This window comes from Nocardia sp. NPDC050413 (genome assembly GCF_040655475.1).
Lineage (GTDB): Bacteria > Actinomycetota > Actinomycetes > Mycobacteriales > Mycobacteriaceae > Nocardia > Nocardia coubleae.
In genome coordinates this window covers 226447-252455 of the sequence record NZ_JBFAJZ010000003.1, presented here as the reverse complement: position 1 = coordinate 252455, position 26009 = coordinate 226447, and the positions used below count along the sequence as shown (strand labels likewise).

The window sequence follows — 26009 nt, the reverse complement described above, 5'->3', positions numbered from 1 at the left end:
CCGAAACGACGGTCGGCGGAATAGTAACCCGTTCTGGCGACCTACAAACTGTTGGCCAGCAGGGCGTATTGGGCGGCGACTTTCTGCCGGATCTCGGGTTCCTGCTCGGCGCCGACAATAGCCAGGTAGCGCTTGTACGGAACGTAGCAGCGGTATTCGGAATCGATGTCGGAGTTGCCCTTCGAATTGAGTTCGAAGCATTTGGCGCCGGGCACGTCGGTGGGCGCGGGCACGGAATCGTAGTGCTCGGCGGAATCGATGAAGCCCTGCATCAGCGCTTCGGCCCCCGCCTGATCGCGGACGCGGGCGATGGCGCCACCTTCGACCAGGGCGTACCGGTCGGCGCCCGCGGCTTCGAGGAGGCGTTCGCGGGCGGTCTCGTCGTCGACCCGGCTCACGATGTGCTCGGGGCTGTACACGGCGAAAGTGCTCTGGTCGGGCTCGGTCTCGGTGGTGTCCTCGACGACGGCGCGGGCCAGCAGGCCGTCGGGGTCGACGGGCAGGTCGGCGAGCTTGTCGTAGGGGGTCGGGGTGAACTTCGCGAGCTGGGCCAGGCTCGCTTCCAGCGACATATCGATCCAGGACACGAGGTCGTCGGCGTCGGCGCGCGGCCGCTGCACGAACAGCGAGATCACGAATTCCTTGTGCGCGTGGAAGGCGCCGACGGTGGGGATGCCGGGACGCCAATGCACGTATGCCTCGGGGTATTTCGTCGAGGCGAGCTTGCGGTTGTCCGGGGAGACGCCGAGGTCGACGTCCTCGAGTTCGCGGGCGGCCAGCGTGGCCGAGGCGCTGTCGGGAAAACGCAGCACCGCGGTGGTGATGGCGGTGGCGTCGGGGCCGGGTCGTTTGCTGCCGTCGGGATCGGCGCGGTCGGCGCCGAGCGTCACGTAGCCGGTGACGAACTTGCGGTTCTCCAGTACCGGACGCGACACATTGGCGATGAAGTCGAGCGCGCGTTCCACCGACGGGATCACGGTCGACCCGCGCCCGTACGACATCGACGGATCGATCCGGACCGTCGGCGGCACGGCGCCCGACATCCGCATGCCCTCCACGAGCGGACCTGCGCTACCGGCCTTTTCATCGTGCGAGCGCTTCTCGACGGCGAATGTCCCCACCTCGAGTTTGCGCACATCGATCTCACCTGCGACGGGGGTGCCACTCACCGCGCAGCCCGTGAGGGCGATCGTGACTGCCGACAATGCGAACGCGACGCGGATCCTGATCATGGCTGCCCCTCGGTGTTCCTCCCGCTGTAGGTGTGAAGTTACCGGAACAAGCCCGCCCAGGGGGCCCTAAGTGTGGTGCTTTGCCATAGTCTGGATGTCATGTCGACGACCCTGCTGCGCGGTTCCGGTGGAGGCCGATACCTGTGAGGGATCGGCAGGTCGAAATCGTGCCAGGCGCGCATGCCGTGGCGCATGTGGCGGGAGCGGTGATCGCGGTGGCGCACCGGCAGCCCGGACGCCTCACCCCGGAATCCACCGCCGCTGTCGCATTGGAATCGCTGGCCGAGCTCGTCCGCACCGCGGTGGAGGCGGAACCGGCCGGGCCGGGCGCCTCGGTCGCGCGGGAGGCCACCCGGTGGCTGATGAAGCACGCCGAGCAGATCTCGCCGGGTGTGCCGATCGACTTCGGGGTCCTCTCGGCCGCCGACAACGGTGGTGTCGCGATCTTCCTGCACGGCGCGGTGACCGCCGTGCTCGCGGGCGACCGGGGACCCGAGTACTACCGCGGTAGTGACGCGGCGTTCACCGTCGACCGGGTGGCCTCCGAACCAGCCAAGGGCGTGGCGCTGTTCGTCGATGATGCCAAAGGCCGCATCCCCGACCTGCCCGCCGAACGCGGCATCGGCTGGCTGGTCGAAGGCATCGCGCAGGCGGCCGGGGCCGTGGTGTGGGCCAACGATGTGCGAAGCCGGGTGCGTACCGCCGACCCGGACGCTCGCCGCCTGCCGCCGCCCACTGCCCGCATCGACCGGGAACCACGCCAACCGCAACATGATTCGCGTCCGGCCGAGGCGCCTGCCACGGGGATGCAGCCCGCGACCTCGATGCTGGACGCGGTGACCGGGACGAACCACGACCTCGTCGACCCGCACAACGCCGAAACCCGCACCGCCGGAACCAATCCCGCCCCCGAACCCGACCCCGATCTGCAGCGCAGGCTCGAGGCGACGGCCCGTTCGACGGTGCTGACGGTGAAGGTGATGGGATTCAAGTGCGCGCGTGCGCATCCCAGCGACCCGCGCTCGGCGTTCTGCACGGTGTGCGGCATGCCGGTCGACCAGACCCAGGCGCTGGCCGAAGTGGTCCGCCCGCCGCTCGGCATGCTCGTCCTCGACGACGGCATGACCTACCTGCTCGCGGCCGATGCGGTGATCGGGCGCGACCCGGAGAATTCCGAAGCGGCCCAACGCGGCCTGATCCCGTTGCGCATCGACGACACCTCCGGTGGCATGTCACGTGCGCATGCCGAAGTGCACCTGGTGAATTGGGACGTGCAACTGCTGGATCGCGGTTCCACCAACGGAACTCGCAGCCGGCTGCCCGGCTACCGCGACTGGATCCGGCTCACCCCGAACCAGCCGCTGGTGCTCGTCCCCGGCACCGAGATCATGATCGGCAACCGGGTTCTGCGCTACGAACCCGCCGCGCCGCCCCCATTCGGCTGAGTCAGCTGTAGCGCGACTCGCAGGTTGTCGCGCCGTTGAGGACGCCCGCGCGGAAGGCGTCGACGCGGGAGAAGCCGCTGGGGACGGTGTTGCCCTCGGCGTCGCTGGCGGCGAGGCCGTCGGTGAGCAGGCCGGAGACCGCTTCGTCCAGGTCGCCCGCCGAGAGCTGGATGTCGCCCTGGCTGACCGGACGGCCGGGCTCGGCGAGTTTGCCGGTGACCACGCCCGACAGGCAGGCCGCGCGCAGGCCCGTCTTCGCGCCGGTGAGCGCTTGGCCGTTGCTGCGCTGCACGGCGAGGGTGTAGCGGGAGATGAACAGGACGTAGCCGTTGTAGTCGCCGCTCACCTTCACCGGGAGCGGGCCGTCGTCGCTGTCGTCGGCGGAACCGCGTTCGGCCAGGCCGGGCACGTCGGTGGCGATCACGTTCTTGGTGGGGCAGTAGGTGACCGGGTCGGTGACGGCACCGTCGTCGCACTCCACCTGCGATCCCGAGTAGTCGTAGGAGGGTGATTGCTGGACCGGCAGAATCGCCTGCAGGGCCTTGCTCAACTCGACCAGATTGCTCTGGGTGATGGGGTATTCGCCGCGTCCCTGGTCGCCGGAGAAACTCTGCGGCAGATTGCCACGGCGCGATTCGATCTCGTCCTCGTCGATGCCCTTGCAGCCGCGCGCACCGTCGGTGAAACCGATCTGCACCGCCGTGACCCGCTCGAACGCCGAACCGTGCACGCTCTCCGGATCGTCGGGGTCGGAATCGCGAATCGAAACCGTCGCGGCCAGTACGGAATTGAGGCCGTCGGAGGTGTTGATGGTGAAGTGCTTCGACTTGCCCTCGGCGACATGACGCATGAACGCCCCCGCGAAACAGTCGGCCTGCTGTTCCTTCACCAGTACCGGGGTCTTCTTGGTGACCATCTTGGCCATGGTCTGGATGGCGTGCCCGTATTCGTGGGCGAGCACCATCACCACCGACATCGGGCCGAAGGTCTCGCTCATCGTCGGCAGCAGCATCGCGCGGTCCCAGCCGATGGAGTTGTCGCTGCGGCAGTAGGCGGCGTTCACCAGGTGGTAGGTGGTTTCCTTGCAGAACTCGACCGCCGAGTTCCGTGGGGCGCGCGCGTCCCAGGAGATGAGGGTGGTGACCGGGTCGAACGTCTCGCCATGGAACTCGGTGCCGAACACCGACTCCCAGTAGGTCTGGATGTCCTCGATGGCGTTGAGGGCGAGGGCGTCGACCTCGCCGCCGTCACCGTTGGACGCGGTGAGCGACGAATCCGCGACGCCCGGTCGTGGGCCGTTCGGGCCGCCGGTGGTCGGCAGACCGGCCACCCGGAAGGGGTCGTCGTAGATCGAGACCGCGCGGCCGTCGACCGCCCGTGTGCAGCCCACACTCAGCAGTGCGCATAGCACGGCGGTGATGGCAACGAGCACTTGGCCTTTCGGCATCGGTCCCCCTGGTCGGCCGGATACACGTGCAGGTCGGTCGCCGGATCGGGTGTGAAGCCGTCTCGGGGGCACCGCCGATGTCCGGGCGATGGCATAGTATCCGCTCCATGTCTTCACCGGGGGCGCAGACCATCACCGTGCGCCATGATGGAACCGAACGAGTCTTCGAAGCGAGCCAGCAGATCACCATGGGCCGTGCGCCCGAGGTCACCCTGTTCGTGGACAGTCCGCTGGTCTCGCGCGTGCACGCCACTCTGCGCTTCAGCAACGGCGCCTGGGTACTCGCCGACAACGGCAGTACCAACGGCGTTTTCGTAGACGCCCGCAGGCTGAGTCAGCCGGTCTCGATCGACCGGCCGACCCAGGTGCGCCTGGGTGACGCGATCAGCGGGCCGCTGCTGCACCTCGTGCCCGCGGCGCCGGGGGCGGGATCGCGGCACGCGGCGACCATGGTCGCGCCGCCTTCGCAGCAGCAACAGCAGCACCGTCCGCCGCAACGCCCGTCCTTCCAGCCACCGTCACATCCGACTCCGCAACAGCAGCAACCACCCGCCCGGCCGCAGTACGTGCCGACCTCGCAGCTGCCGTCGCAGCCGGTCGCGCCGCAGGACAACATCAATATGACCCGCCGCGCCGACTCCTCGATGCTGCCGCCGGTGCGCAAGGCGGCCTCGACCGAACCGGTGGCGCGCGGCGACCGCATCCCACCCGGCGGCCTGAGCATCGGTCGCACCTCCGACAACCAGATCGTGGTGAACGACCCGCTGGCCTCGCGCAAGCACGCGCGGCTGGTTTCCTCGCCGGAGGGGCTGGTCGTCGAGGACCTCGGGTCGGCCAACGGCACCTTCGTCAACGGTCACCGCCAGCAGCGCACGGTGCTGCACGAGCGGGACATCGTCACCATCGGCAACATCGACTTCGTCGTCGCGCAGGGCGCGCTGGTGCACCGGCAGAAGCCGGTCGCCGAGCTGGGTCTCACGGTGCACGGGGTCGGGTTCACCGTCGAGGGCAACAAGCAGTTGCTCGTCGATGTGAACATGCAGGCCGGGCGTGGCACGCTGACCGCGCTGATCGGCCCCTCGGGCGCGGGCAAGTCGACGCTGTCGAAGCTGATCGCGGGCAACACCCAGCCCTCCGGCGGTGTGGTCACCTTCGAGGGCCGCAACCTGCACGCCGAATACGAGGCGCTGCGTTCGCGTATCGGCATGGTTCCCCAGGACGATGTGCTGCACCGTCAGCTCACCGTCCGCCAGGCCCTCGGTTTCGCCGCCGAGCTGCGGCTGCCGCCCGATACCACCAAGGCCGACCGCCAGCAGGTGATCGACGGTGTGCTGCAAGAGCTTTCGCTCACCCAGCACGCCGATACCCGGGTCGACCGGCTGTCCGGCGGTCAGCGCAAGCGCGCGTCGGTGGCGATGGAGCTGCTCACCGGTCCGTCGCTGCTGATCCTCGACGAGCCGACCTCGGGCCTCGATCCGGCGCTGGACCGGCAGGTCATGCAGATGCTGCGCGAACTGGCCGACGCCGGTCGCGTGGTCATCGTGGTCACCCACTCCGTGGCCTGCCTGGACATGTGTGACCAGGTGGTGCTGCTCGCGCCCGGTGGCAAGACCGCGTTCGCCGGCCACCCCGGTGGTGTCGGCGCGGCGATGGGTACCAGCGACTGGGCCGAGATCTTCGCCAATGTCGCCGCCAACCCGGACCAGGCCTTCGCGGCGTATCGGTCGAGGCAGGCCTATGTGCCGCCGCCACCGCCGCCCCAGCCGTTGCAGCGCGGCAATGCCGGTGCGCCGCCGCAGTCCAGTGGCATGCGGCAGTTCAGCACGTTGGCGCGCAGACAGTTGCGGTTGATCTTCGCCGACCGCGGTTATCTGGTGTTCCTGGTGGTGCTGCCGTTCATTCTCGGCGCGTTGTCGCTGGTGGTGCCCGGTGAGAACGGATTCGCCGCGGGGCCGCTGGTCGCCCAGCCCGACGGGTCGTTCGCCAAGTCCGGTGGTAGCGAGACCCAGCAGCTGCTGGTTGTGCTCATCCTCGGCGCGTGCTTCATGGGTGCGACGCTCAGCGTGCGTGACCTGGTCGGTGAGCGGACGATCTTCCACCGCGAACGGGCGGTCGGGCTGTTGCCGTCGGCGTACCTGCTTGCCAAGATCGCGGTGTTCAGCGTGGTCGCGTTCCTGCAGTCCGCGGTGCTGATCGGCATCACCCTGCTCGGCAAGAACCCGCCCGGTGCCGGGTCGCTGATTCCGAACGGCAGCATCGAGCTCTACATCGACATCGCCATGACGGCGGTCTGCTGTGTGGTGTTCGGTCTGCTGATGTCGAGCCTGGCCAAGTCCAACGAGCAGGTCATGCCGATGCTCGTGGTGATGATCATGGTGCAGCTCGTGATGGCCGGTGGTCTGATCCCGGTGACCGACCGCGTCGGCCTCGAGCAGGTGTCGTACCTGTTCCCGGCCCGCTGGGGTTACGCGTCGGGCGCGTCGACCGTCGATCTGAAGAACCTGTTCTGGGGTGCGCAGGACGATTCGCTCTGGACGCACTCGGTCGGCATCTGGATCCTCGACATCGCCATGGTGCTCGTGATCACCGCCGCCCTGGCGTTCCTCACCTGGACCCGCCTGCGATTGAAGCGGTCGCAGGCATGATCGGGCAGGTCAACGTCGTTTCGGCGGACACACTGCGCGTGTCGAGCGCCGACCGGGCACACTTGAGCCTGTGACCGTTCGAGTTGGCGCCCTGCATCTGGGGTGGGATGTGGTGTCTGTCGCCGCGGGTGGCGGTGAGACCCCCATCCGCCCGGTTCAGGTGGAGGGCACCTACACCCCGCCCGCCTACCTGCTCGCCGACGCCGCGGGCAGGTTGCACACCGCCGGTGTCGACCGGCAGCGACCCGATCTGGGGATGGCGATCGCCGACGTGCGCGACATCCTCGGGCACCCGCAGATCGTGATCGCCGGCGCCACCTGGCCCGCCGAACTGGTGTTCCGGGCCCGGCTCTACAACCCGCTGGCCGCCGTCGGCAAGTATCTGCGCGGTAAGCCGCAGCTGGTGGCGTTGCCGTATCCGGACAGCTGGCCGGAGGAGAAGGTCGAGGTCTACGCCGGGCTGGTCGAACAGCTCGACGTGGTCGTCGAACCGCTACCGGAGAGCGTCGCGCTGTCGGGTTACCTGCGCGCGCTCGGCCTGGTCTCGCCGCCGAGCGAGCGGCACCACACCGGCATCGGCGCCACCGGCATCTACTCCGACGGCCGCACGCTGCTGGTCGTCGCGGTGCACAGCGACGACGAGCAGCCGACCGAATCGGTGGAGGTCTCGGTGAACCCGGAGGCGCTGCGCGACGCGCGCACCGCCGACAACGTGGTGATCGAGGCGATGGCCGCGGCCCGTTCCATCGGCGCCGACACCTCGACGGTGCTGCTCGCGGGCAACGTCTGCTTCAACGACGCACTGCGCCTGGCCTTCCAGAACCACCTCGGACAGCGGCTGCAGGTGGCCGATCATCCGATGCACGCGCTGGTGCTCGGCGCCGCGCATCTGCTGGTCACCGAGCCGTTCGACGAGGACGACTACCCCGAGCCGCAGCATCCGGGGCAGGCCTACGCCGCCCAGGTCGGCTGGGGTGCGCCGCCTGCCGCGCCGCCCGCCGCCCAGCCACCGGGGCCCGCCGGTTTCGTGGCCGGACCGCCCGCCCAGTCCGGTGGGCGGCACGCGCTCGACGACGAAGCCGACCAGCGCGGAAAGCTCCTCGGCAAGGTCAAGAAGGGCTTCTTCGGCGCACCCGCCGTGCTCGGTGCGCTGGCGCTCGCCGCCACCGGCTGGCAGACCGACACCACCCTCGCGGCCGACGCCTCGGACTGCGCGTTCACCCCGTACGTCAACACCACGCCGCCCGAGGGCATCGCGACCGCGGACGGCAGCATCGTCGACGGGTGCGCCACCCCCGGCATCGACAACCTGCGCTACCTGATCCCTGGCCCGGCGCGCACCACCGACCCGGGCCCACCGGTGGTCATCTAGTCCGATTGTGGGGGCGTCATACCCGGCTGGTATCGTTGGCCGCTGGCGTGTGGAACGTCGACCCGTTCGCGGTTCGGTGTCTCCGCGATGTCCCGGGTCTCCACCGGCCGCCGGGACAAATCTCGACTACGGGATCCATAACAGTTGGCCGGCAACACCGACGACAGACAGGGAACGACTGTGCCTACGTACAGCCCCAAGGCAGGTGACGTCACCCGCAAGTGGTACGTCATCGACGCCACTGACGTAGTCCTCGGCCGTCTCGCCGTGCAGGCCGCTGGCCTGCTGCGCGGCAAGGGCAAGCCGACCTACGCACCCCACGTCGATGGTGGCGACTTCGTCATCATCATCAACGCGGACAAGGTTGCCATCTCCGGCAACAAGAAGCAGGACAAGCTGATCCACCACCACAGCGGACACCCGGGCGGCCTCAAGTCGCGCACTGTCGGCGAGGTGTTGGCGACCCGTCCCGATCGTCTCGTGGAGAAGGCCGTCAAGGGCATGATCCCGAAGAACAAGCTGGGCAACGCGATCGCGGGCAAGCTGAAGGTCTACGCAGGCCCGAACCACCCCCACGCCGCGCAGCAGCCGGTTCCGTTCGAGATCAAGCAGGTGGCCCAGTGACCGCTCCTGAAGAGTTCACCCCCGAAGAGTTCGACGCGGTCGACGAGACCGTGGTCGAGGTCGTCGAAGACGGCGAAGGCTACGACGAGGGCGAGACCGTCTACGAGGCGTCCTACGAGCCGATCGTCATCGATCGTCCCGTGCAGACCGTCGGCCGTCGTAAGGAAGCCGTCGTCCGCGTGCGACTGGTTCCGGGCTCCGGCAACTTCACCCTCAACGGCCGCACCATCGAGGATTACTTCCCGAACAAGGTGCACCAGCAGCTGGTGAAGTCCCCGCTGGTGACCGTCGAGCGGACCGAGTCCTTCGACATCGTCGCCCTGCTGCACGGCGGCGGCCCCTCGGGTCAGGCAGGCGCCCTGCGTCTGGCCATCGCCCGCGCGCTGATCGAGGTCACCCCCGAGGATCGCCCCGCGCTCAAGCGTGCAGGCTTCCTGACTCGTGACCCGCGTGCCACCGAGCGCAAGAAGTACGGCCTCAAGAAGGCCCGTAAGGCGCCTCAGTACTCGAAGCGCTGATTTCGGCACTGCCGACCACCGTCTTCGCCTACCTTGGCTGAGGCGGTACGGTCTGCGGAGCACGTGTGCGAGAGCAGGCTTCCAGCACGGCTGGTCGCCTGCTCTCGTGCTGTATATGGACCACCTACAAGGGGCAGGTATGGGACAGCTTTTCGGTACGGACGGCGTTCGTGGGCTCGCCAACGAGTCTTTGAGCCCGGAGCTGGCGATGCGGGTCGCCGGTGCGGCGGCGCAGGTACTCAGCCGGGGCAAGAAGCGTCCGGTCGCGGTTCTCGGCCGTGATCCGCGGGCCAGCGGCGAGATGCTCGAGGCCGCGGTGACCGCGGGCCTGACCGCCACCGGTGTCGACGTGCTGTCCGTCGGTGTGCTGCCCACCCCGGCCGTGGCCTACCTCACCGGGCTCTACGACGCGTGCTTCGGCGTGATGATCTCCGCCTCGCACAACCCCATGCCCGACAACGGCATCAAGATCTTCGCGGCGGGCGGGCACAAGCTCGACGACGCCGTGGAACAGCGGATCGAGGCCCTGATCGCCGACGGCACCACCGTGCGCCCGACCGGCGCGGGCATCGGTCGCGTGCGCGGCGACTACACCGTCGAGGGCACCCACGAACGCTATGTCGAGCACCTGCTCGAATCGACCGGGGAGAACCTGTCCGGGCTCACCGTTGTCGTCGACTGCGCGCACGGCGCGGCCGCCGAGGTGGCGCCGCAGGTGTACCGGGAGGCGGGCGCGACGGTGATCGCGATCAACGCCGAACCCAACGGTCTCAACATCAACGACGGCTGCGGCTCCACCCATCTGGACGCGGTCCGCGCCGCGGTGCTCGCCAACGGCGCCGACCTGGGTGTCGCGCTCGATGGCGACGCCGACCGGTGTCTCGCGGTCGATGCCGCCGGCGAGGTGGTCGACGGCGACAAGATCATGGCGGTGCTCGCGCTGGCCATGCGTGAGTCAGGTGAGTTGGTCGAGGACACCCTGGTTGCCACGGTGATGAGCAACCTCGGTCTGCATATCGCCATGCGCGAGGCTGGTATTCGCGTGCTCACCGCCGCTGTCGGTGACCGCTATGTGCTCGAGGAACTGCGTCGCGGCGGGTTCAGTCTCGGTGGCGAACAGTCGGGTCACGTGGTTTTCCCGCGCTACGGCACCACCGGCGACGGTGTGCTCACCGGACTGCGGTTGATGGCGCGGATGGCCCAGACCGGTCGTGGGCTCGGGGAGCTGGCGTCGGTGATGAGCACCGTGCCGCAGGTGCTGGTGAACGTGAAGGTGTCGGACAAGGCCGCGGTCGCCGCTGCCCCCGAGGTGCGCGACGCGGTGGCCGAGGCGGAGCGCATGCTCGGTGAGTCGGGCCGGGTGCTGTTGCGCCCCAGCGGCACCGAGCAGCTGGTTCGGGTGATGGTCGAGGCCACCGATCCGGCGCAGGCGCGTCAGCTGGCCGACGACCTGGCAAAGCAGGTCGCCGCCGTCTGATCGGCTGGCGTGCCGTCGCCGCTGCATCTACTATCGGCGTACGCCGTAAGGACCTGTGTGCCCGTGGCGCGTGTGCTCGCTCGGCGCACCGGAAAGTTAGGCGCGCAGCATGATTCGAAGGGGGCCGATCATGGCGCCGCTGCCTGCCCGCAACTACCAGGATCAGTACTACGAGTACGGCGAGCCACACCGCTGCGGTGGGGCGTGCGGACGGCCTGGGTGTCGCGAAGTGCCGCAGGGGTATTCGCCGACGGTGCCGATCCGCGACGAAGGATATGGTCAGCGCATCGAGGCCGAGACGTCGCGCAGCGGTGCGGTGGCGGTGCCGCGGCCCTCGCCGCGCTCACGGCCGCTGATCGCGGTTGTCGCGATCCTGCTCGCCACGCTCGTGGCCGGATTGGTCGGGATCAAGTTCGGGTCCGATATCGACCTGTTCGGTGCGGCGGAAACGGCTGTGGTCCAATCGATCTGATCAGAACTGGCCGGCGATGAAACCGGTGAACAGCACGAGGAAACCACCGACCTCACCCACGATCAGCCCGTACATCGACAGCTTCAGCGCGCCGGAGATCTGCCCGGCGAACTGGTCGGTGGTGTCGCGGCGCAGGCCGTGCATCGCGTAGCTGGCGATAGCCCCGGCGAAGAACGCGAGAACCACCAGGTCGGCGGCCAGATTCACGAGTGTGGGCCAGGCGCTGAGCTCGGTGAACACGGCAAGCACCAGGCCCGCGAAGGAGTACATCAGGGCCGCACGGTGCGCGATGTCGACGTAGACGTGCGCGGCGCCGTCGACCCGGATGCCGCGATACTTCCAGATCCCGAGCAGCAGCGCGCTCAGGAAGATCAGACCGGCGACGAGCAGGGTGACGCGGGTGTCGATACCTAATGCCATGCGGTGTCCTACTTCTCGGCGAGCTGCCCGGCGGCCATGTGCCAACGACGAGTCGCTCGCACAGAATCCAGCATGCGGCGGTCGTGCGTCACCAGAATCAGGGTGCCCGTGAAGGATTCGACCGCCTGCTCGAGCTGTTCGATGGCGGGCAGGTCGAGGTGGTTGGTCGGTTCGTCCAGGACCAGCAGGTTCACCCCGCGCGCCTGGAGCAGGGCGAGGGCCGCGCGGGTGCGTTCGCCAGGTGAGAGCGTGTCGCACGCCCGGATCACATGCGGACCGCGCAGCCCGAACTTGGCCAGCAGCGTGCGGACATCGGCGTCGGGCCAGTCCGGCATGGCCGCGCCGAAGGTGTCGACCAGCCGGTCGGTGCCGCGGAACAGGCCACGCGCCTGGTCCACTTCACCGATGGCGACACCGGAACCCAAAGCGGCAGAACCGGAATCGGGTGCGATCTTGCCGAGCAGCAACCCCAGCAGGGTGGACTTGCCCGAACCGTTGGCGCCGGTGAGCACGATCCGGTCCGCCCAGTCGATCTGGGTGGTGATCGGTCCGAGCGTGAACTCGCCGCGGGTGACGGTGGCGTTGTTGGCGGTGGCGACCACCGCGCCACTGCGCGGGGCCGCGGCGATTTCCATCCGCAGCTCCCACTCCTTGCGCGGTTCCTCGACCACCTCGAGCCGTTCGATGCGGCGCTGCGTCTGCCGGGCCTTCGCCGCCTGCTTCTCGGTGGATTCGGCGCGCGTTTTGCGGCCCATCTTGTCCGAGTCGTTCTTGCCCTTGCGCCGGGCATTGCGCACACCGTGCTCGAGCCAGTTGCGCTGCATCTGGGCGCGTGCCTCCAAACCCGCTTTGGTGTCGGCGAATTCGTCGAACTGCTCGCGAGCGTGTTTGCGGGCGATCTCGCGCTCGGTGAGATACGCCTCGTAGCCACCGTCGTACATGCCGTACTGCTGCTGGGCCAGGTCCAGTTCCAGCACACGATTGACGGTGCGCGCCAGGAACTCCCGGTCGTGGCTGATCACCATCAGCGGCACCCGCACACCGGTGACGAAACGTTCCAGCCGATCCAGGCCGTCGAGGTCGAGATCGTTGGTCGGTTCGTCGAGCAGCAGAATGTCGAAGCGCGACAACAACACCGACGCCAGCCCGGCACGCGCCGCCTGGCCACCCGACAGGCCAGTCATCGGGGTGTCGAGGCCACCGGCCAGACCATCGATGAGGCCGAGTTCGGCCGCGACCTCCTCGGCCCGCTGCTCGAGGTCAGCGCCGCCGAGGGCGAGCCAGTGTTCCAGCGCGGGGGAGTAGTCGTCGTCTCCGCCCTCGCCGAGGCGTTCGGCCGCGGCGTCCATCACCCGCTGCGCGTGCGCCACTCCCGTTCGGCGGGAGAGGAATTCGAGCACGGTCTCGCCCTCGATGCGCTCGGGTTCCTGCGCCAGGTAGCCGACGGTGGCGTCCGGCGGGCTCAGGGTGATCGTCCCGTCGCCCGCGTCGCGCTCGGCCAGCATCCGCAGCAGCGTCGACTTGCCCGCGCCGTTCACGCCGACCAGCCCGATCACATCGCCCGGGGCGAGGGTGAAATCGAGGTCGGCGAACAGGGTCCGTTCGGCGTGTCCCGCGGACAGGCCGCTGGCGTGCAATGTCGTGCTCACCGCTCGAGTCTGCCCGATCTCAGGGTGTGACCCTGAGATGGGGTGGCCCGAAATCAGGGTGCGGATGGGTCCGTCGACCGATGCCGGGGAGCGGCACCCGACGGCACTGTGGAGTCATCACCGCTCGACCAGGAAGGCGCACCATCATGACTGCCCCCACCCGCCGCTTCACCCGCTCGACCAGCGACAAATGGATCGCAGGCGTCTGCGGCGGCATCGCCGACTACTTCGGGTGGAGCCCGAGCGTCGTCCGCCTCGCCTTCGTCGCCTCCTGCCTGCTGCCAGGACCCCAGTTCCTGCTCTACCTGATCCTGTGGCTGATCATGCCCAAGAAATAACACCCGACGTGGCCGTGAGCCGCTCGCGGATGACAGGATGGTGGAGTTCCGCCGCGCCGTCATCCGCGAGTTTCCCGTTTGAGGAGGAGCCATGGTCACCTCGGGCGACATCCCCGGCTTCGGCCTACCCGACATCGACGCGCACACACCCCTAGACAGCCTCGGCCCCGTCGAACTCAACTCCCCCTCCCAAGACCTCGACACCGACGGCGTAGCCGACTCCCTCACCCACACCGACCCCAACTCCACCACCATCTGGTCCGACTACGACGAGGACGGCCTCGCCGACCACGTGACGGTGATCGAGGAGGACGGGGACTATGCGGCGTGGGAGTACCACCGGCATCCGGATGGGACTTCGGAGTGGAGGAAGACTGATCAGGGGAATCTGGGAAAGTAGATTGCGCGGGAACCAGTGGAAGGGTTCGCGCGTCGAAGTAGGTAGGGCGTCATCCGGGCGCCGTGTGTTGGGGAGGTGGGGGAGATGGGCGACAAAGCTTCCGGCGGACTCATCGTCGACCAGGTCGCGATGAAACAGACCGCCGACACGGTGCAGGAGACCGTGACAGCAACCCGTACCTCGGCGAAGGCGGTCGACACCCTGGAATGGGTCGCGGCCGACGCCGGGAGGGCTTACACCGGCAGCGGACAGAAGATCGATCAGGCATTGGGTCGGGTGGTCGGCTGGGCCAAGGTCTGGACGAGTGCCTCCGAGGGGCTCGCGGATGCGATCGGGAAAGCGGTTGTCGAGTACACCGCTGTCGACGTGAATACCGCGCGCGGGCTCGACGGTGCCGCCCCCGCTCCGGCGAAGTAGGAATGGCCGTGACCAAGTCGATCGACAACCTTCTCGATGACGGTGCTCCCGGCCTGCAGTATTTCGAGCAACTGGGCCCGCGCTATGCAGCCGCCTTCGGTGCAAGCTTCGACTTCTACGCGTTGGTGCGACCGTACGACGACGAGCGTCAGATGAACATCACCAAGCTGGACGCCGCGGCCGTTGCGGTACGCCAGCTGTTGACCACGGCAGACGCCAAAGTCGCTGCGCAACAGTCGGCCGCACAATCAATGCAGTCCGGATGGCAGGGCGCAGCCGCCGAAGCCGCTGCCGCGCAGCTCGGTCGGATCGCCACGATGGCGAGCGAAGATCGCGATGCGGTGCGCAATTTCGAAGCGGCGCTGACAGCGGCGGCGGCACAGATCCCCGGGCTGGTCAAAGCCAAGGCGGATACGGTGCTGAAGCTGATGGACGGCTCGGTGGACAAGTACGTCGGGGGGAACCAGAAGGCGGTGCCGACGGTCGGCGGACTGGATCCGATCGGTATCGACAGTGTGATCGACGGGGCGAAAACCGGGAGCGGTGTCCTCGACAGCGAGCTGACAGCGATGACCTCCCATCGCAACTCGGCCGGCGTGACGGATATTGCAGACACCACTGCGGGTATTGAAAATACGACTTCCCAAGAATACAAGGACGCGATCAAAGACATCTGTAAGCGTTGGCTGTCGATCGTCTTCTTGCCGGACTACAACGACAAGGTGCGGATCTTCAACGACCAGTGCACCACGACCAAAATTGCTATCGAGAATTTGTTCACGGCAGTGGAGACGGCGGCCGCCGGTGTTGTCGAGCGCGGTTATCCGTCTGTGTCGGGAACCGGAGTAGCGCCTGCCCAAGACAAGCAGACCAAGGATGACCAACCTGCGGCCGGTGACCAGTCGAAGGCGAAAGGTGACCAAGGAGGCTCGGGTGGCCAGACAGGGGACGCCGCTGGTCAAACCTCGGCTGCAGGTACACAAATCGGTGACACGTCCAACGGGTCGACTGCGAAGACAGCGACCGGGACTAAAGAATCCACCGACGACGACTCGACGACGACCGATGACTCGACCACCGACATGAGCTCGGCCTTGTCAACCATCGCCTCGACGGTCGGCGATCTCGCCACGACCGCGTCCGAGGCGCTGACCGGCGACCTCGGGACTACGCTCACCTCCACCATCGAATCGGTCGGCACGTCGATCGGCGACGGCTTCGAGCAGCTCACCGAACAGGCGAACAACCTGCTCTCCCAGGAGCACGAGGCCACGTTCCAGCTCGGCGGAACCGAGGTGAGCATCGAGGCGGGCCCGAATGGGTTGTCGCTGACGACAACTGACGCCAGCGGTGCCACGAACCAATACACGCTGTCGTTGGACGAGAACGGGCAACCCGTATTGACGCAGGAATCCGCCCCGTCGACCGCCGAGGACGAGTCCACCGGCATCCTCGGTTCGGGCACACCACAGTCCGGTACAGGCCAAGGTGAAGCCGGTGCCGATACCAGCAGCGATTCGAGCGCCCCCGATGCGACCGGTCCGCAGACTCCCGACCTCAGCGATGCCCCGGTGACAAGCGAAATCGGTTCGGGCGAAGAGTCGTCGGGCTCGGTAGCGGGCGGTGTTCCTGTCGCCCCACGTCCGCTCCAGCAGGGAACCGACGATGAGCATGTACCGAGCATCGATCTACCCGTGAGCGATCCGGGTGACAGCGGAGCGGTCCTTGCCGAGGCAGGTCCACTGTGATCGTTGGCGAATCGCCCTCGATTTCGGAAGGATAGGCGATCGTGGACTACGCGGCAGAGATCGAGCAGATCGCGGCGGAAGCGCGGCGGCGGTCTTCGCTGCTGATGGGCGAGATCGATGAGGCTAATCGGCAGACTGCGATGCGCGCGGAACAACTGGCCGTCGACGCAGCCGCTCGCTTGCGAGAACTGGCCGAGGAGGAAGCTGAGGCAGCCGAAACCGCTGAGCCGCAACCTGTGCAGCCGGAACCAGCTTACGAGGCTCCTGTCCGCACGACTGCGGCCCCCGCCCCCGCTCCCTTCGTACCGGACCCGACCATGACCCCCGAAGAGCAGCGGCAGGCCGAAATCCGGGCGGCGGTCGCCCGGGCACGTGCCGCGCGGCAGGCCAGATCGACGGTCGCCCCCTCGGACGGCGACTACGATCCAGAGGCCGAGTATTACCGCCGCTCGACATGGCTGGACTGAGCCGGTCGATGGGGTCCGAGCAGGATCGATGGAGACGTGTTCGGCGGATGCGTTGGGGGACAGGTTGTTGAAGGCGGAATCGCGGGGTTCCGGGTCCGGCCTCTAGGAGACCGTCACGGTGACTACCCGTTGCGCCGACAGTAGCCCGGTCGCATGCGTATTCTGGGCGGCCGACGAGGGGGAATGAACTGATGAGCATGGGGTCTGTCGCGGGGTATGAGTTTGAGCGGTTGCTCGGGCGGGGTGGGATGGGGGCTGTGTATTTGGCGCGGCATCCTCGGCTGCCGCGGTCGGTGGCGGTGAAGGTGCTCGATGAGCAGATGTTCGGCGATGCGGAGGCACGGGCTCGGTTCGAGCGGGAGGCGGACCTTGCTGCGCGCCTGGATCATCCGAATATCGTGACGGTCTACGACCGGGGGGGTCGAGGGGAATCACCCGTGGATCGCGATGCAGTATGTGCCGGGCACCGACGCTGCGGCGGTGGGAGTACTCGAACCGCCGCGGGCCGTGCGGATCGTGTCAGAAGTCGCCGAGGCGCTGGATTTCGCGCACAGTCGTGGGGTCCTGCATCGGGATGTCAAGCCAGCCAATGTGCTGCTCGCAACGGCGGATCCGGGTCGTCCCGAGCGGGTGTTGTTGGCGGACTTCGGCATTGCCCGGTTGCATTTCGATCGTAGTCCGCTGACCAGGACTGGAACCTTCACCGCTACTTTGGCTTACGCGTCGCCTGAGCAGCTGGCCGGGCTGGCGCTCGGACCGCAGTGCGATCAGTATTCGCTTGCCTGCACCTTCTTCGCGCTGTTGTCTGGTCGCTCCCCATTCGAAGCCACCAATCCGGTAGCAGTGATTCAGGCACACATGTCCGCGACTATTCCCTCGATCGTAGGTGTTCGTCCCGAACTTCCGCCCGCACTGGACGAGGCTCTGGCCCGGGCGACCGCGAAAAGGCCTGTGGATCGGTTCGATTCGTGTGGCGATTTCGCCGCTGCCGTGAGCCGGTCCTTCCTCGGTGAGCCGGTCCTTCCTCGGTGATCCTGATCCTGTCGACGTGTCCCGACGGGCGGTGCCGCACCGGAGCGCGCCGACCATAGTTGTCGATCGTGGCACCCTCGACGCTGGCCCGCCGCGAACACCTGTGGTGAGAAGCGGGCCAATAGGGGTCGCGATGACGACTCGGGCGGGCGTCGACGAACCGGCTATCAGCATGGATTCCGACGGACGGTCGACCAGCTTGGGTCCGCGCGTGATCCTCACCCTGTTCTACGTGTCAGTGCTGGTTATGGTGCTGGCCTGGATCCTCGCCTTCACCAACGTCGCCCGCTGATACCAGCTGACTGTCAGCCCTTGATGAGTTTGGCGATCGTGCCGACGGACAGCTTCGGCGCTTCCACTTCCACCGCGGCGTGGGGGTCGACGACCGTGGTGTGGGGGATGGCGGCTTCGGGGTCGGCGAAAGGTTTGTATTTTTTGTCGCCGACGAGGGTGGTGAGGAGGTAGCCGGTGAGGAGGGCTCGGGTGGCCTTGTCGGTTTTGTATTCGTAGCGGCCCGCGCCGAGGGCGGCGAAGAGGCGGCGGCCTTCGATGATGCCGTTGTGGGTGGCGCCGTCGAGGCGGCGCAGGAGGCAGGGTCCCGACCAGGCGGTGGCGAGGGGGCGGGCATTGGAGTTGATGGAGTCGAGGTCGTCGCCTGCCAGGATCAGGGCGGGGGTGTCGAGGTCGGTGGCGATGTTCTCCGCAGCGGGGGAGGTGGGTGCGGGGAAGAGGGCGGCGACGGTGGCGACGGGGCGCTGGGCGGCGGCGATCACGGCGGCGCCCGCGCCCATGCCGTGACCGGCCAGGGCGAGGCGGTCGGGGTGGACGCTGATGGTGCCGTCGCCGAGGCGGACCTTGCTCAGGATGTCGAGGGTGGTGAGCAGGTCGGTGGCGAGGTCGAGGTGTGACGGGATCGGTCCGCGTTCGGTGTCGGGGGCGGCGACCACGAATCCCCACGACGCGATGTGCTCGAGCAGGCCCTTGTAGTTCTCGGCGCTGGTCAGCCAGCTGTGCGCGAACGCGACGGCGGGCAGGTTCAGCCCGGACTCCGGGGTATAGACCACGCCGGGTTGACCGGCGATCCCGAGGTTGCCACGCAGCACCCGGTGAGGACCGCGCATGGACAGGGTGCTCAGGAGCGATTTCACGGAGTCCGACACGGCGTGAAGAGTATCCGATCAGTAGGGTGGTGGACCATGTGCGGAATCGTTGGCTACGTCGGATACCGGGATGCGCTCGGCGTTGTCGTCGACGCGCTGCGTCGCATGGAGTACCGGGGCTACGACTCCGCGGGGGTGGCGATTCTCGACGGAAACGGGGGAATCGCGGTCGAACGCAAGGCGGGGCGGCTGGCGAATCTGGAAGCTGAACTCGACGCCGCCGACGGCGCGAAATTCGCCGGGACCAGCGGAATGGGCCACACCAGGTGGGCCACGCACGGCGCGCCGACCGACCGCAACGCCCACCCGCACCGTGACCCGTCCGGCAAGCTGGCCGTGGTCCACAACGGCATCATCGAGAACTTCGTACCGCTGCGTCGCGAGCTGGAGGACGCCGGGATCGAGCTGCTCAGCGACACCGATACCGAGGTCGCGGTGCATCTGGTGGCGCGCGCGTACGCCGAGGGGCCGACCGCCGGTGACTTCACCGCGAGCGTGCTCGCCGTGCTTCGCCGCCTCGACGGCGCGTTCACGCTGGTGTTCACCCATGCCGATCATCCGGGCACGATCGTCGCGGCGCGGCAGTCGACGCCGCTGGTCGTCGGGGTCGGGCAGGGCGAGATGTTCATCGCCTCCGATGTGACCGCGTTCATCGAGCACACCCGCGAAGCCGTGGAGCTCGGCCAGAACCAGGCCGTCGTGATCACCGCCGACAGCTACGCCGTCACCGACTTCGACGGCAATTCCGACGTGACGAGCAGGCCGTTCACCATCGACTGGGACCTGGCCGCCGCCGAGAAGGGCGGCCACGACTACTTCATGCTCAAGGAGATCGAGGAGCAGCCGACCGCTGTCGCCGACACCCTCATCGGGCATTTCGTCGTCGACGAGAACGGCGGGCGGATCGTGCTCGACGAGCAGCGCCTCGCCGACCAGGAACTGCGCGAATTCGACAAGGTGTTCGTGGTGGCCTGTGGCAGCTCCTACCACGCGGGCCTGCTGGCCAAATACGCCATCGAGCACTGGACGCGGGTGCCGGTGGAAGTGGAGCTGGCGAGCGAATTCCGTTACCGCGACCCGGTGCTCGACCGGTCGACGCTTGTGGTCGCGATCTCGCAGTCGGGGGAGACCGCCGACACGCTGGAAGCGGTGCGCCACGCCAAGGAGCAGAAGGCGCGCGTGCTCGCGATCTGCAACACCAACGGCGCGCAGATCCCGCGCGAGTCCGACGCGGTGATCTACACCCGCACCGGGCCGGAGATCGGCGTGGCCTCGACCAAGGCGTTCCTGGCGCAGGTGGCCGCCAACTATCTGGTCGGCCTGGCGCTGGCGCAGGCGCGCGGCACCAAGTACCCCGACGAGGTGGCCCGCGAGTTCGCCGAGCTCGAGTCGATGCCGAAGCTGATCGCGCGGGTGCTCGACACCGCGCCGCAGGTGCGTGCCATCGCCCGCGAGCTGGCGCATGTGCCGACGGTGCTGTTCCTCGGTCGCCACGTGGGTTACCCGGTGGCGCTCGAGGGTGCGCTCAAGCTCAAGGAACTGGCCTACATGCATGCCGAGGGTTTCGCGGCGGGCGAGCTCAAGCACGGGCCGATCGCGCTGATCGAAGACGGTCTGCCGGTGATCGTGGTGATGCCGTCGCCGAAGGGCCGCGCGGTGCTGCATTCGAAGCTGCTCAGCAATATTCGCGAGATCCAGGCCCGTGGGGCGCGCACGATCGTGATCGCGGAGGAAGGCGACGACACGGTCCGCCCGTTCGCCGACGACCTCATCGAGATCCCGGTCGCCCCGACCCTGTTCCAGCCGTTGCTGTCGACGGTTCCGTTGCAGATCTTCGCCGCCGAGGTGGCGCAGGCGCGCGGCTACGACGTCGACAAGCCGCGCAACCTGGCGAAGTCCGTCACCGTCGAATAGGGCTTATTCGACGGTGATCTGGCCGCGCATCTCGGGGTGCAGGGAGCACAGGTAGCGGTAGGTGCCGGGCTGGGTGAAGGTGTAGGACCATTCGCCCTTGTCGATGATGGGGCTGTTGATGCCCATCGCCTTGTCGCCGATGCCCTGCACGTTGTGGGGGGCCTTGTCGGAGAACTTCCAGGTGACGGTTTGACCGACCTTGACGGTCGCCTGGGCCGGGCTGTACTTCATGTCGCTGACCTCGACCGTGAGGGCGGCGTCCACCTGGACGCTCGGCGTGGTCGTGGTGCTGACCGGGCGGGGTTTGCGGGTTGTGGTGGTGGCGGCGTTGTCCGCGTCGCCGGAGCAACCGGCGGCGAGCAGGGCGGCGACCACGGTGAATCCGGCGGCAACCCGTGCGGCGCGGTGACGAACCATCGACATGGTTGTGCAGCGTAGTCTGCGAACGATCGCGGGACGGTCGTGGCCCGCGCGGGCGCAGGTGGGAGGCGAACGATGGTTGCTCGGCGTGACTATTTCACCGTCGATCAGGTGCGGGCGGCCGAGGCGGAACTGTTCACCCGGGTACCCGACGGTGTGCCGATGCGGCGCGCGGCGTTCGGGTTGGCGCGGGTAGTCGCCGATGAATTGCGTTCGCGCACAGGGGGAGTGGTCGGGCGTTCCGTTGGTCTGCTGGTCGGTTCCGGTGACAACGGCGGCGACGGGCTGTGGGCCGGTGCGATGCTGCGGCGACGAGGGGTGGCGGTGCAGGCGGTGCTGCTGAACCCGGAGCGCGCACATGCGCAGGGGCTCAGTGCTTTTCGGCAGGCCGGTGGTCGAGTGGTCGATCGGCTGGGCGAGGTCGACGTGGTGGTCGACGCGATCGTCGGTATCTCCGGCAAGGGGCCGTTGCGACCTGCTGCTGCGGAAGTGGTTGCCGCCATTGATGTCCCGATTGTTTCCGCCGACCTGCCCAGTGGTGTCGACCCGGACACCGGGGCCATCGAGGGGCCCGCTGTGCGCGCGGACGTGACGGTGACGTTCGGGTCTTACAAACCCGTACATGCCCTGGCGCCTGCGAGTTGCGGACGAATCGTCCTGGTGCCCATCGGCTTACAGCTTCCCGCTCCCACGCTGGCGCAACTCGATCCCGCCGAAGTGGGCGCCGAATGGCCGGTGCCCGGTGCCTTCGACGACAAATACTCTCAGGGCGTGACCGGCATCTGTGCGGGCAGCGACAAGTATCCGGGCGCCGGGGTGCTCTGCACAGGCGCTGCCGTAGCGGCAACCTCGGGGATGGTGCGCTACGCGGGCAGCGACACCGAGGTCGTCGAACATCTCCCGGAAGTCGTTGCCGCACCGAGTATTCAGCAGACCGGCCGGGTGCAGGCCTGGGTGTTCGGACCAGGCGTCGGTCTCGACGCACGCGACGGTCTCGCCCGGATACTCGCCACGGACCTGCCGGTCGTCGTCGACGCCGACGGGCTGAGCATCCTCGCCCACGAACCCGATCTGGTGCGCGACCGCCGAGCCCCGACCGTGCTCACCCCGCACACAGGCGAATTCGCCCGCCTCACGGGAACAACGCTCGGACCCGACCGAGTCGCAGCCGTACGTCGCCTCGCCGAGCAATGGGGTGTGACGGTGTTGCTGAAGGGGCGCGCCACCGTCATCGCGACCCCGGGCGAGACCACCCTGGTCAACGACGCGGGCGCATCGTGGGCCGCCACCGCGGGCTCCGGCGACGTCCTCGCCGGCATCATCGGCGCCCTGCTCGCCGCAGGCAAACCCCCGACCTGGGCGGCGGCGGCCGCGGCCCGGGTACACGCCCTCGCCGCCAATCTGGCCGCGCACGACGCGCAGACCGCGGGCGCACCCATCTCGGCAACCCCATTGCTCAACCACGTCCGACCGGCGGTGCGGCTACTCCGGCAACTCGCGCCGACCCGCGAACAACAGGGAACTTAGGCGCCACTCTCTGTTAGTTGATCGAACACCCGCTGGTAGTAGCGGGTGAAAAATCTGCGACCGATGACGCGCATCATCAGCAGCCCGACCTTCGCCGAGTTGTTCTTCGCGGTGTTGGTCCAGACTCCGTGTACGTCGCTGCCCCCGCCGGGTGCCGCGATCGCCGTCACCGAGTGGTAGCTACCGGTCTCCAGGTACGGGCTGTCGGTGACGGTCATGCTCACCGTGCCCGGTACAGACCAGTCGTAGTGCCAGGTGGCATAGATCTTGGGTAGATTCTGTCCCTCCTGAACGACGGCTTCCGTGTCGCCGACGGAGTAGACATGGAACAACCCGGCCGACAGCGCAGGCCACCGCTTCGGTCGATTCGCCGAGAAATCTGTCAGCACCTCCACGATCTGGTCGGGGGTAGCCGTTGTACGCAGGTCGAATTCGAACGAAGTGCGCATGGTCGCCTCATCACGTCGAAAACCACTGGTACCTCAACTGTAGAACCGGCGACGGGCCCGTCGGCTCCGACACATCACGCGCGGGGTCCGGCCCGAGGCACGTCTGCCCGCACCTAAGTCCGGCCCGAGTTTCGGGGAGGCGGACCAGCCAGGCAGGATCGGAAGGGTGAATGCGCAAGTGGAGACGGTCATCGACCTCGACGCCATTGCTCACAACGTGCGCGTGCTGCGTGGCTTCGCGCAGGGTGCCGCGGTGATGGTCGTGGTCAAGGCCGACGGGTACAACCACGGTGCCGTGCAGGTCGCGCGTGCCGCGCTGGGGGCGGGCGCGCGGGAGCTCGGTGTCACCACGGTCGCCGAGGCACTGGAATTGCGGGCGGCCGGTATAGACGCCCCGATTCTGTGCTGGCTCAACACCATCGACGCCGATTACGGCGCGGCGATCGCGGCCGACGTGGAGATCGGGGTGTCCTCGCTCGAGCAGGTGCGGGTGGTCGAGCAGGCCGCGCGCAGGACCGGCCGCACCGCGACGATCTCGCTCAAGGTCGATACCGGACTGAACCGCAACGGCGTCTCGGTGACCGAGTATCCGCAGGTCCTGGCCGCCGTGCGCGCCCTTGTCGACGACCGCGTGCTGCGTTTGCGCGGGATCTTCTCCCACCTCGCGCACGCCGACGAACCGGGCAATCCCGCCATCGACCGGCAGCGGGAACGGTTCCTCGAGGCCGTCGCGTTGGCCAAGGAACACGGCCTGGAGCCGGAGCTGATCCACCTGTCGAATTCGGCGGCCACCCTCACCCGCCCCGACCTGCACTTCGACCTGGTCCGGCCGGGTATCGCGGTCTATGGGCTCTCACCGATCCCCGAGCTCGGCGACTTCGGATTGCGGCCCGCGATGACGCTGCAGGCCGAGGTCACCCTGGTCAAACGGGTGGCTGCGGGAGAAGGTGTGTCCTACGGGCACCGGTGGATCGCGCCACGCGACACCACCGTGGCCCTGGTGCCCGCCGGATACGCCGACGGTGTGTTCCGTTCGCTCAGTGGGCGTTTCGAGGTGTGGCTCGGCGGCGCGCTGCACCGTAATGTCGGAAGGGTGTGCATGGACCAGTTCATGGTCGACCTGGGCGACAACGTCGGCAATGTGCGCGCGGGTGACCGGGCGGTGCTGTTCGGTGGCGGCGCGGGACACCCGCACGCCCTGGACTGGGCGCGGCTGCTCGACACCATCGACTACGAGATCGTGTGCTCGCCACGCGGTCGCGCGGTCCGCCGCTATGTGGGGACCGGTCGATGAGGCGCCGTCAGGTGGTGCGCGGCGGGTTCGCCACCGCAGGCGTGCTCGGGGCGCTCGCCCTCGCCCACACGCTGCGCCGCATCGGTGCGCGGGTGCGCTGGCCCGCCGAACGCGACGAGTACCGCGACGAGAACTTCGCCCTGATCGATGAGGACGAGCCGGGTGAGGTTCGCGCCGACGACGGTGTGTCGCTGGCCACCCGCACCTACGGCGACGACAGCGCCGAGGTGACGCTCGTCTTCGTCCACGGCTTCTGCAACAGCATGGACTCGTTCCACTTCCAGCGCCGTGACCTGGCCCAGCAGTGGGGTCCGCGGATCCGGATGGTGTTCTTCGACCAGCGCGGTCACGGCCGCTCCGGCATGCCGAGCACCGACAGCTGCACTATCGCCCAGCTCGGCCGCGACGTGGCCACCGTGATCCGCACCTGCGCCCCGAAGGGGCCGGTGGTGCTCGTCGGACATTCGCTCGGTGGGATGGCGGTGCTCGCGGCGGCCGCGCAGTTCCCCGAACTGTTCGCCACCAGGGTGGTCGGGGTCGCCCTGCTCAACACCGCCGCTGCCGAGGTCACCTCCACCGGCGTGCTGCAGCTGCTGCGGCATCCGGCGCTGGGCGTTTTCGGGCTGGCGGTGCGGTCGGCGCCCGCGCTGGTGCAGTTCGGGCGCTCGGCGAGCAAGCATGTGGTGACGCCGATCCTGCACGTCAGCTCGTTCCACGGGCCGGTGAGTCCCACGCTGTCGCGATTCACCACCATGATGATCGACCGCACGCCGGTCGCCACGGTCGAGAAGTTCCTGAAAACGATTGAGTTGCACGATGAATCGGCCGCGCTGCCGACGCTGAACAAGCTGCCCGGGCTCGTCCTCGGCGGTGCGCACGACATGGTGATCCCGTTCGAGAACTCGCGCCTGCTCGCCGAGGCACTGCCCAACTGTGAGCTGGTGAAGATCGGTGAGGGAGCGCACATGCCGCACCTGCAGTTCCCCCAGGTGACCCTCGACGCGCTCGACCGGCTGCTCACCCGCGCGGGCGCCGAGAGCTTCGGCGGGGAGGCCGTCGGTGGCTGATCAACGCACCCGCGTCCTGCCGTCGGTCGACGACACCGAGGCGCTCGGCCGCGAACTCGCGCAGACACTTCGCCCCGGCGATCTGGTGGTGCTCGACGGCCCACTCGGCGCCGGCAAAACCGCCTTGACCAGGGGCATCGCCGCCGGTCTCGGTGTGCAGGGGAGGGTGAGCTCGCCGACGTTCATCATCGCCCGCGCCCACCGCGCCGGGCAGCGACCCGACGGCTCGCCCGGGGTGCCGATGGTCCACGTCGACGCCTACCGGCTCGCGGGCGACCTCGACGAGCTCGATTCTCTCGACCTCGACACCGACCTGAACCACGCGGTGGTCGTCGTGGAGTGGGGCAAGGGCGTGGTCGAACACCTCGCCGACCGGCACCTGCGCGTGCAATTGGTGCGGGAACCGGAATCCGATGTGCGCACGGCGATCTGGGAATGGATCGGCTGACGCGCGCGGACCCGATCCACCAGTGCG

26 protein-coding genes and 1 pseudogene are annotated in these 26009 nt (G+C 68.0%); 20 read left to right on the top strand and 7 right to left on the bottom strand.

Annotation, left to right across the window (positions count from 1 at the left end):
- Window positions 1-41: 41 nt before the first annotated feature.
- Window positions 42-1232: a hypothetical protein gene (locus tag AB0I19_RS10980; protein WP_357147194.1), complete on the bottom strand. Its 1191-nt coding sequence runs from the start codon at window positions 1230-1232 to the stop codon at window positions 42-44.
- Between the two features lie 167 nt (window positions 1233-1399).
- Here AB0I19_RS10980 and AB0I19_RS10975 point away from each other — a divergent pair, with 167 nt between their 5' ends.
- Window positions 1400-2677 carry an FHA domain-containing protein gene (locus AB0I19_RS10975; protein ID WP_357147191.1) on the top strand — a complete coding sequence of 426 codons (1278 nt, stop codon included), beginning with the start codon at window positions 1400-1402 and terminating at the stop codon, window positions 2675-2677.
- A 1-nt stretch (window position 2678) separates the two neighbouring features.
- Here the strand turns inward: AB0I19_RS10975 and AB0I19_RS10970 are convergent, their stop codons facing one another.
- The gene (locus AB0I19_RS10970) at window positions 2679-4124 is read right to left on the bottom strand and encodes a metallopeptidase (protein ID WP_357147188.1); all 1446 of its coding nucleotides are present in this window, start codon (window positions 4122-4124) and stop codon (window positions 2679-2681) included.
- Window positions 4125-4231: 107 nt separating this feature from the next.
- Between AB0I19_RS10970 and AB0I19_RS10965 the strand changes: the two genes are divergently transcribed.
- The 6 genes from AB0I19_RS10965 (at window position 4232) to AB0I19_RS10940 (ending at window position 11232) form a co-directional block, all read left to right on the top strand.
- Window positions 4232-6769: an FHA domain-containing protein gene (locus tag AB0I19_RS10965; protein ID WP_357147186.1), complete on the top strand. Its 2538-nt coding sequence runs from the start codon at window positions 4232-4234 to the stop codon at window positions 6767-6769.
- Window positions 6770-6839: 70 nt separating this feature from the next.
- Window positions 6840-8141: a hypothetical protein gene (locus tag AB0I19_RS10960; protein WP_357147183.1), complete on the top strand. Its 1302-nt coding sequence runs from the start codon at window positions 6840-6842 to the stop codon at window positions 8139-8141.
- A 180-nt stretch (window positions 8142-8321) separates the two neighbouring features.
- Window positions 8322-8765 (top strand): 50S ribosomal protein L13, encoded by a 444-nt coding sequence (rplM, locus tag AB0I19_RS10955; protein WP_022567307.1) that lies wholly within the window; start codon window positions 8322-8324, stop codon window positions 8763-8765.
- The gene (gene rpsI, locus AB0I19_RS10950) at window positions 8762-9283 is read left to right on the top strand and encodes a 30S ribosomal protein S9 (protein ID WP_357147180.1); all 522 of its coding nucleotides are present in this window, start codon (window positions 8762-8764) and stop codon (window positions 9281-9283) included. The genes rplM and rpsI overlap by 4 nt, the downstream gene beginning before the upstream one ends.
- A gap of 139 nt (window positions 9284-9422) precedes the next feature.
- Window positions 9423-10760 carry a phosphoglucosamine mutase gene (gene glmM / locus AB0I19_RS10945; protein WP_357147177.1) on the top strand — a complete coding sequence of 446 codons (1338 nt, stop codon included), beginning with the start codon at window positions 9423-9425 and terminating at the stop codon, window positions 10758-10760.
- Window positions 10761-10869: 109 nt separating this feature from the next.
- Window positions 10870-11232, top strand: a complete 363-nt coding sequence (locus tag AB0I19_RS10940; RefSeq protein WP_357147174.1) for a hypothetical protein — start codon at window positions 10870-10872, stop codon at window positions 11230-11232.
- On the opposite strand, the gene AB0I19_RS10935 is transcribed toward AB0I19_RS10940, so the two are convergent.
- Together AB0I19_RS10935 and AB0I19_RS10930 are read right to left on the bottom strand one after the other, a co-directional pair.
- Window positions 11233-11652: a hypothetical protein gene (locus AB0I19_RS10935; RefSeq protein WP_357147172.1), complete on the bottom strand. Its 420-nt coding sequence runs from the start codon at window positions 11650-11652 to the stop codon at window positions 11233-11235.
- Window positions 11653-11660: 8 nt separating this feature from the next.
- Complete coding sequence (locus tag AB0I19_RS10930; protein ID WP_357147169.1) at window positions 11661-13301, bottom strand: ABC-F family ATP-binding cassette domain-containing protein; 1641 nt, start codon at window positions 13299-13301, stop codon at window positions 11661-11663.
- Between the two features lie 146 nt (window positions 13302-13447).
- Between AB0I19_RS10930 and AB0I19_RS10925 the strand changes: the two genes are divergently transcribed.
- The 8 genes and pseudogenes from AB0I19_RS10925 to AB0I19_RS10890 all read left to right on the top strand — a co-directional run bounded on the left by AB0I19_RS10925 (window position 13448) and on the right by AB0I19_RS10890 (window position 17995).
- The gene (locus AB0I19_RS10925) at window positions 13448-13639 is read left to right on the top strand and encodes a PspC domain-containing protein (protein WP_067490919.1); all 192 of its coding nucleotides are present in this window, start codon (window positions 13448-13450) and stop codon (window positions 13637-13639) included.
- 91 nt (window positions 13640-13730) lie between these two features.
- Window positions 13731-14039 (top strand): DUF6802 family protein, encoded by a 309-nt coding sequence (locus AB0I19_RS10920; RefSeq protein ID WP_067490917.1) that lies wholly within the window; start codon window positions 13731-13733, stop codon window positions 14037-14039.
- Window positions 14040-14123: 84 nt separating this feature from the next.
- On the top strand, window positions 14124-14456 hold the full coding sequence (locus tag AB0I19_RS10915) for a hypothetical protein (protein ID WP_357147166.1): 333 nt from the start codon (window positions 14124-14126) through the stop codon (window positions 14454-14456).
- An 8-nt stretch (window positions 14457-14464) separates the two neighbouring features.
- Entirely contained in the window at window positions 14465-16204 is a 1740-nt protein-coding gene (locus tag AB0I19_RS10910) for a hypothetical protein (protein WP_357147163.1), read from the top strand.
- A gap of 41 nt (window positions 16205-16245) precedes the next feature.
- Window positions 16246-16671, top strand: coding sequence for a hypothetical protein (locus AB0I19_RS10905; RefSeq protein ID WP_357147160.1), 426 nt, complete (start codon window positions 16246-16248; stop codon window positions 16669-16671).
- Between the two features lie 191 nt (window positions 16672-16862).
- Window positions 16863-17024 (top strand): annotated as a pseudogene (locus tag AB0I19_RS10900) (serine/threonine protein kinase); the annotation flags it as partial.
- 94 nt (window positions 17025-17118) lie between these two features.
- Window positions 17119-17703 (top strand): serine/threonine-protein kinase, encoded by a 585-nt coding sequence (locus AB0I19_RS10895; protein WP_357147157.1) that lies wholly within the window; start codon window positions 17119-17121, stop codon window positions 17701-17703.
- Between the two features lie 133 nt (window positions 17704-17836).
- Entirely contained in the window at window positions 17837-17995 is a 159-nt protein-coding gene (locus AB0I19_RS10890; protein ID WP_357147155.1) for a hypothetical protein, read from the top strand.
- 13 nt (window positions 17996-18008) lie between these two features.
- Here the strand turns inward: AB0I19_RS10890 and AB0I19_RS10885 are convergent, their stop codons facing one another.
- Window positions 18009-18863, bottom strand: a complete 855-nt coding sequence (locus AB0I19_RS10885) for a dienelactone hydrolase family protein (RefSeq protein ID WP_357147153.1) — start codon at window positions 18861-18863, stop codon at window positions 18009-18011.
- Between the two features lie 36 nt (window positions 18864-18899).
- On the opposite strand from AB0I19_RS10885, the gene glmS reads away from it, so the two are divergent.
- Complete coding sequence (gene glmS / locus AB0I19_RS10880; RefSeq protein WP_357147150.1) at window positions 18900-20777, top strand: glutamine--fructose-6-phosphate transaminase (isomerizing); 1878 nt, start codon at window positions 18900-18902, stop codon at window positions 20775-20777.
- A gap of 3 nt (window positions 20778-20780) precedes the next feature.
- Here glmS and AB0I19_RS10875 read toward each other — a convergent pair whose 3' ends face one another.
- Complete coding sequence (locus AB0I19_RS10875) at window positions 20781-21200, bottom strand: cupredoxin family copper-binding protein (protein WP_357147147.1); 420 nt, start codon at window positions 21198-21200, stop codon at window positions 20781-20783.
- 72 nt (window positions 21201-21272) lie between these two features.
- Here AB0I19_RS10875 and AB0I19_RS10870 point away from each other — a divergent pair, with 72 nt between their 5' ends.
- Window positions 21273-22724 (top strand): NAD(P)H-hydrate dehydratase, encoded by a 1452-nt coding sequence (locus AB0I19_RS10870; RefSeq protein ID WP_357147144.1) that lies wholly within the window; start codon window positions 21273-21275, stop codon window positions 22722-22724.
- Here AB0I19_RS10870 and AB0I19_RS10865 read toward each other — a convergent pair.
- Window positions 22721-23173, bottom strand: coding sequence for a hypothetical protein (locus AB0I19_RS10865; protein WP_357147142.1), 453 nt, complete (start codon window positions 23171-23173; stop codon window positions 22721-22723). The genes AB0I19_RS10870 and AB0I19_RS10865 overlap by 4 nt on opposite strands.
- 157 nt (window positions 23174-23330) lie before the next feature.
- Here AB0I19_RS10865 and alr point away from each other — a divergent pair, with 157 nt between their 5' ends.
- Genes alr through tsaE form a run of 3 tightly spaced genes read left to right on the top strand, consistent with a single transcriptional unit; the run spans window position 23331 to window position 25982 of the window.
- The gene (gene alr / locus AB0I19_RS10860) at window positions 23331-24467 is read left to right on the top strand and encodes an alanine racemase (protein WP_357147725.1); all 1137 of its coding nucleotides are present in this window, start codon (window positions 23331-23333) and stop codon (window positions 24465-24467) included.
- Complete coding sequence (locus AB0I19_RS10855; RefSeq protein ID WP_357147139.1) at window positions 24464-25534, top strand: alpha/beta hydrolase; 1071 nt, start codon at window positions 24464-24466, stop codon at window positions 25532-25534. The genes alr and AB0I19_RS10855 overlap by 4 nt, the downstream gene beginning before the upstream one ends.
- Window positions 25527-25982, top strand: coding sequence for a tRNA (adenosine(37)-N6)-threonylcarbamoyltransferase complex ATPase subunit type 1 TsaE (tsaE, locus tag AB0I19_RS10850; RefSeq protein ID WP_357147136.1), 456 nt, complete (start codon window positions 25527-25529; stop codon window positions 25980-25982). Before AB0I19_RS10855 ends, tsaE begins: the two co-directional genes overlap by 8 nt.
- Window positions 25983-26009: the final 27 nt, after the last annotated feature.

What these genes read in the sequence shown, in the direction of transcription:
- glmS (WP_357147150.1), top strand. Translation starts at nt 18,900, where the DNA reads ATGTGCGGAATCGTTGGCTACGTCGGATACCGGGATGCGCTCGGCGTT.
- AB0I19_RS10965 (WP_357147186.1), top strand. Translation starts at nt 4,232, where the DNA reads ATGTCTTCACCGGGGGCGCAGACCATCACCGTGCGCCATGATGGAACC.
- AB0I19_RS10980 (WP_357147194.1), bottom strand. Translation starts at nt 1,232, where the DNA reads ATGATCAGGATCCGCGTCGCGTTCGCATTGTCGGCAGTCACGATCGCC.
- AB0I19_RS10870 (WP_357147144.1), top strand. Translation starts at nt 21,273, where the DNA reads ATGGTTGCTCGGCGTGACTATTTCACCGTCGATCAGGTGCGGGCGGCC.
- AB0I19_RS10895 (WP_357147157.1), top strand. Translation starts at nt 17,119, where the DNA reads ATGCAGTATGTGCCGGGCACCGACGCTGCGGCGGTGGGAGTACTCGAA.
- AB0I19_RS10935 (WP_357147172.1), bottom strand. Translation starts at nt 11,652, where the DNA reads ATGGCATTAGGTATCGACACCCGCGTCACCCTGCTCGTCGCCGGTCTG.
- AB0I19_RS10925 (WP_067490919.1), top strand. Translation starts at nt 13,448, where the DNA reads ATGACTGCCCCCACCCGCCGCTTCACCCGCTCGACCAGCGACAAATGG.
- AB0I19_RS10915 (WP_357147166.1), top strand. Translation starts at nt 14,124, where the DNA reads ATGGGCGACAAAGCTTCCGGCGGACTCATCGTCGACCAGGTCGCGATG.
- AB0I19_RS10940 (WP_357147174.1), top strand. Translation starts at nt 10,870, where the DNA reads ATGATTCGAAGGGGGCCGATCATGGCGCCGCTGCCTGCCCGCAACTAC.
- AB0I19_RS10865 (WP_357147142.1), bottom strand. Translation starts at nt 23,173, where the DNA reads ATGCGCACTTCGTTCGAATTCGACCTGCGTACAACGGCTACCCCCGAC.
- AB0I19_RS10855 (WP_357147139.1), top strand. Translation starts at nt 24,464, where the DNA reads ATGAGGCGCCGTCAGGTGGTGCGCGGCGGGTTCGCCACCGCAGGCGTG.
- AB0I19_RS10875 (WP_357147147.1), bottom strand. Translation starts at nt 21,200, where the DNA reads ATGTCGATGGTTCGTCACCGCGCCGCACGGGTTGCCGCCGGATTCACC.
- AB0I19_RS10970 (WP_357147188.1), bottom strand. Translation starts at nt 4,124, where the DNA reads ATGCCGAAAGGCCAAGTGCTCGTTGCCATCACCGCCGTGCTATGCGCA.
- AB0I19_RS10890 (WP_357147155.1), top strand. Translation starts at nt 17,837, where the DNA reads ATGACGACTCGGGCGGGCGTCGACGAACCGGCTATCAGCATGGATTCC.
- glmM (WP_357147177.1), top strand. Translation starts at nt 9,423, where the DNA reads ATGGGACAGCTTTTCGGTACGGACGGCGTTCGTGGGCTCGCCAACGAG.
- AB0I19_RS10920 (WP_067490917.1), top strand. Translation starts at nt 13,731, where the DNA reads ATGGTCACCTCGGGCGACATCCCCGGCTTCGGCCTACCCGACATCGAC.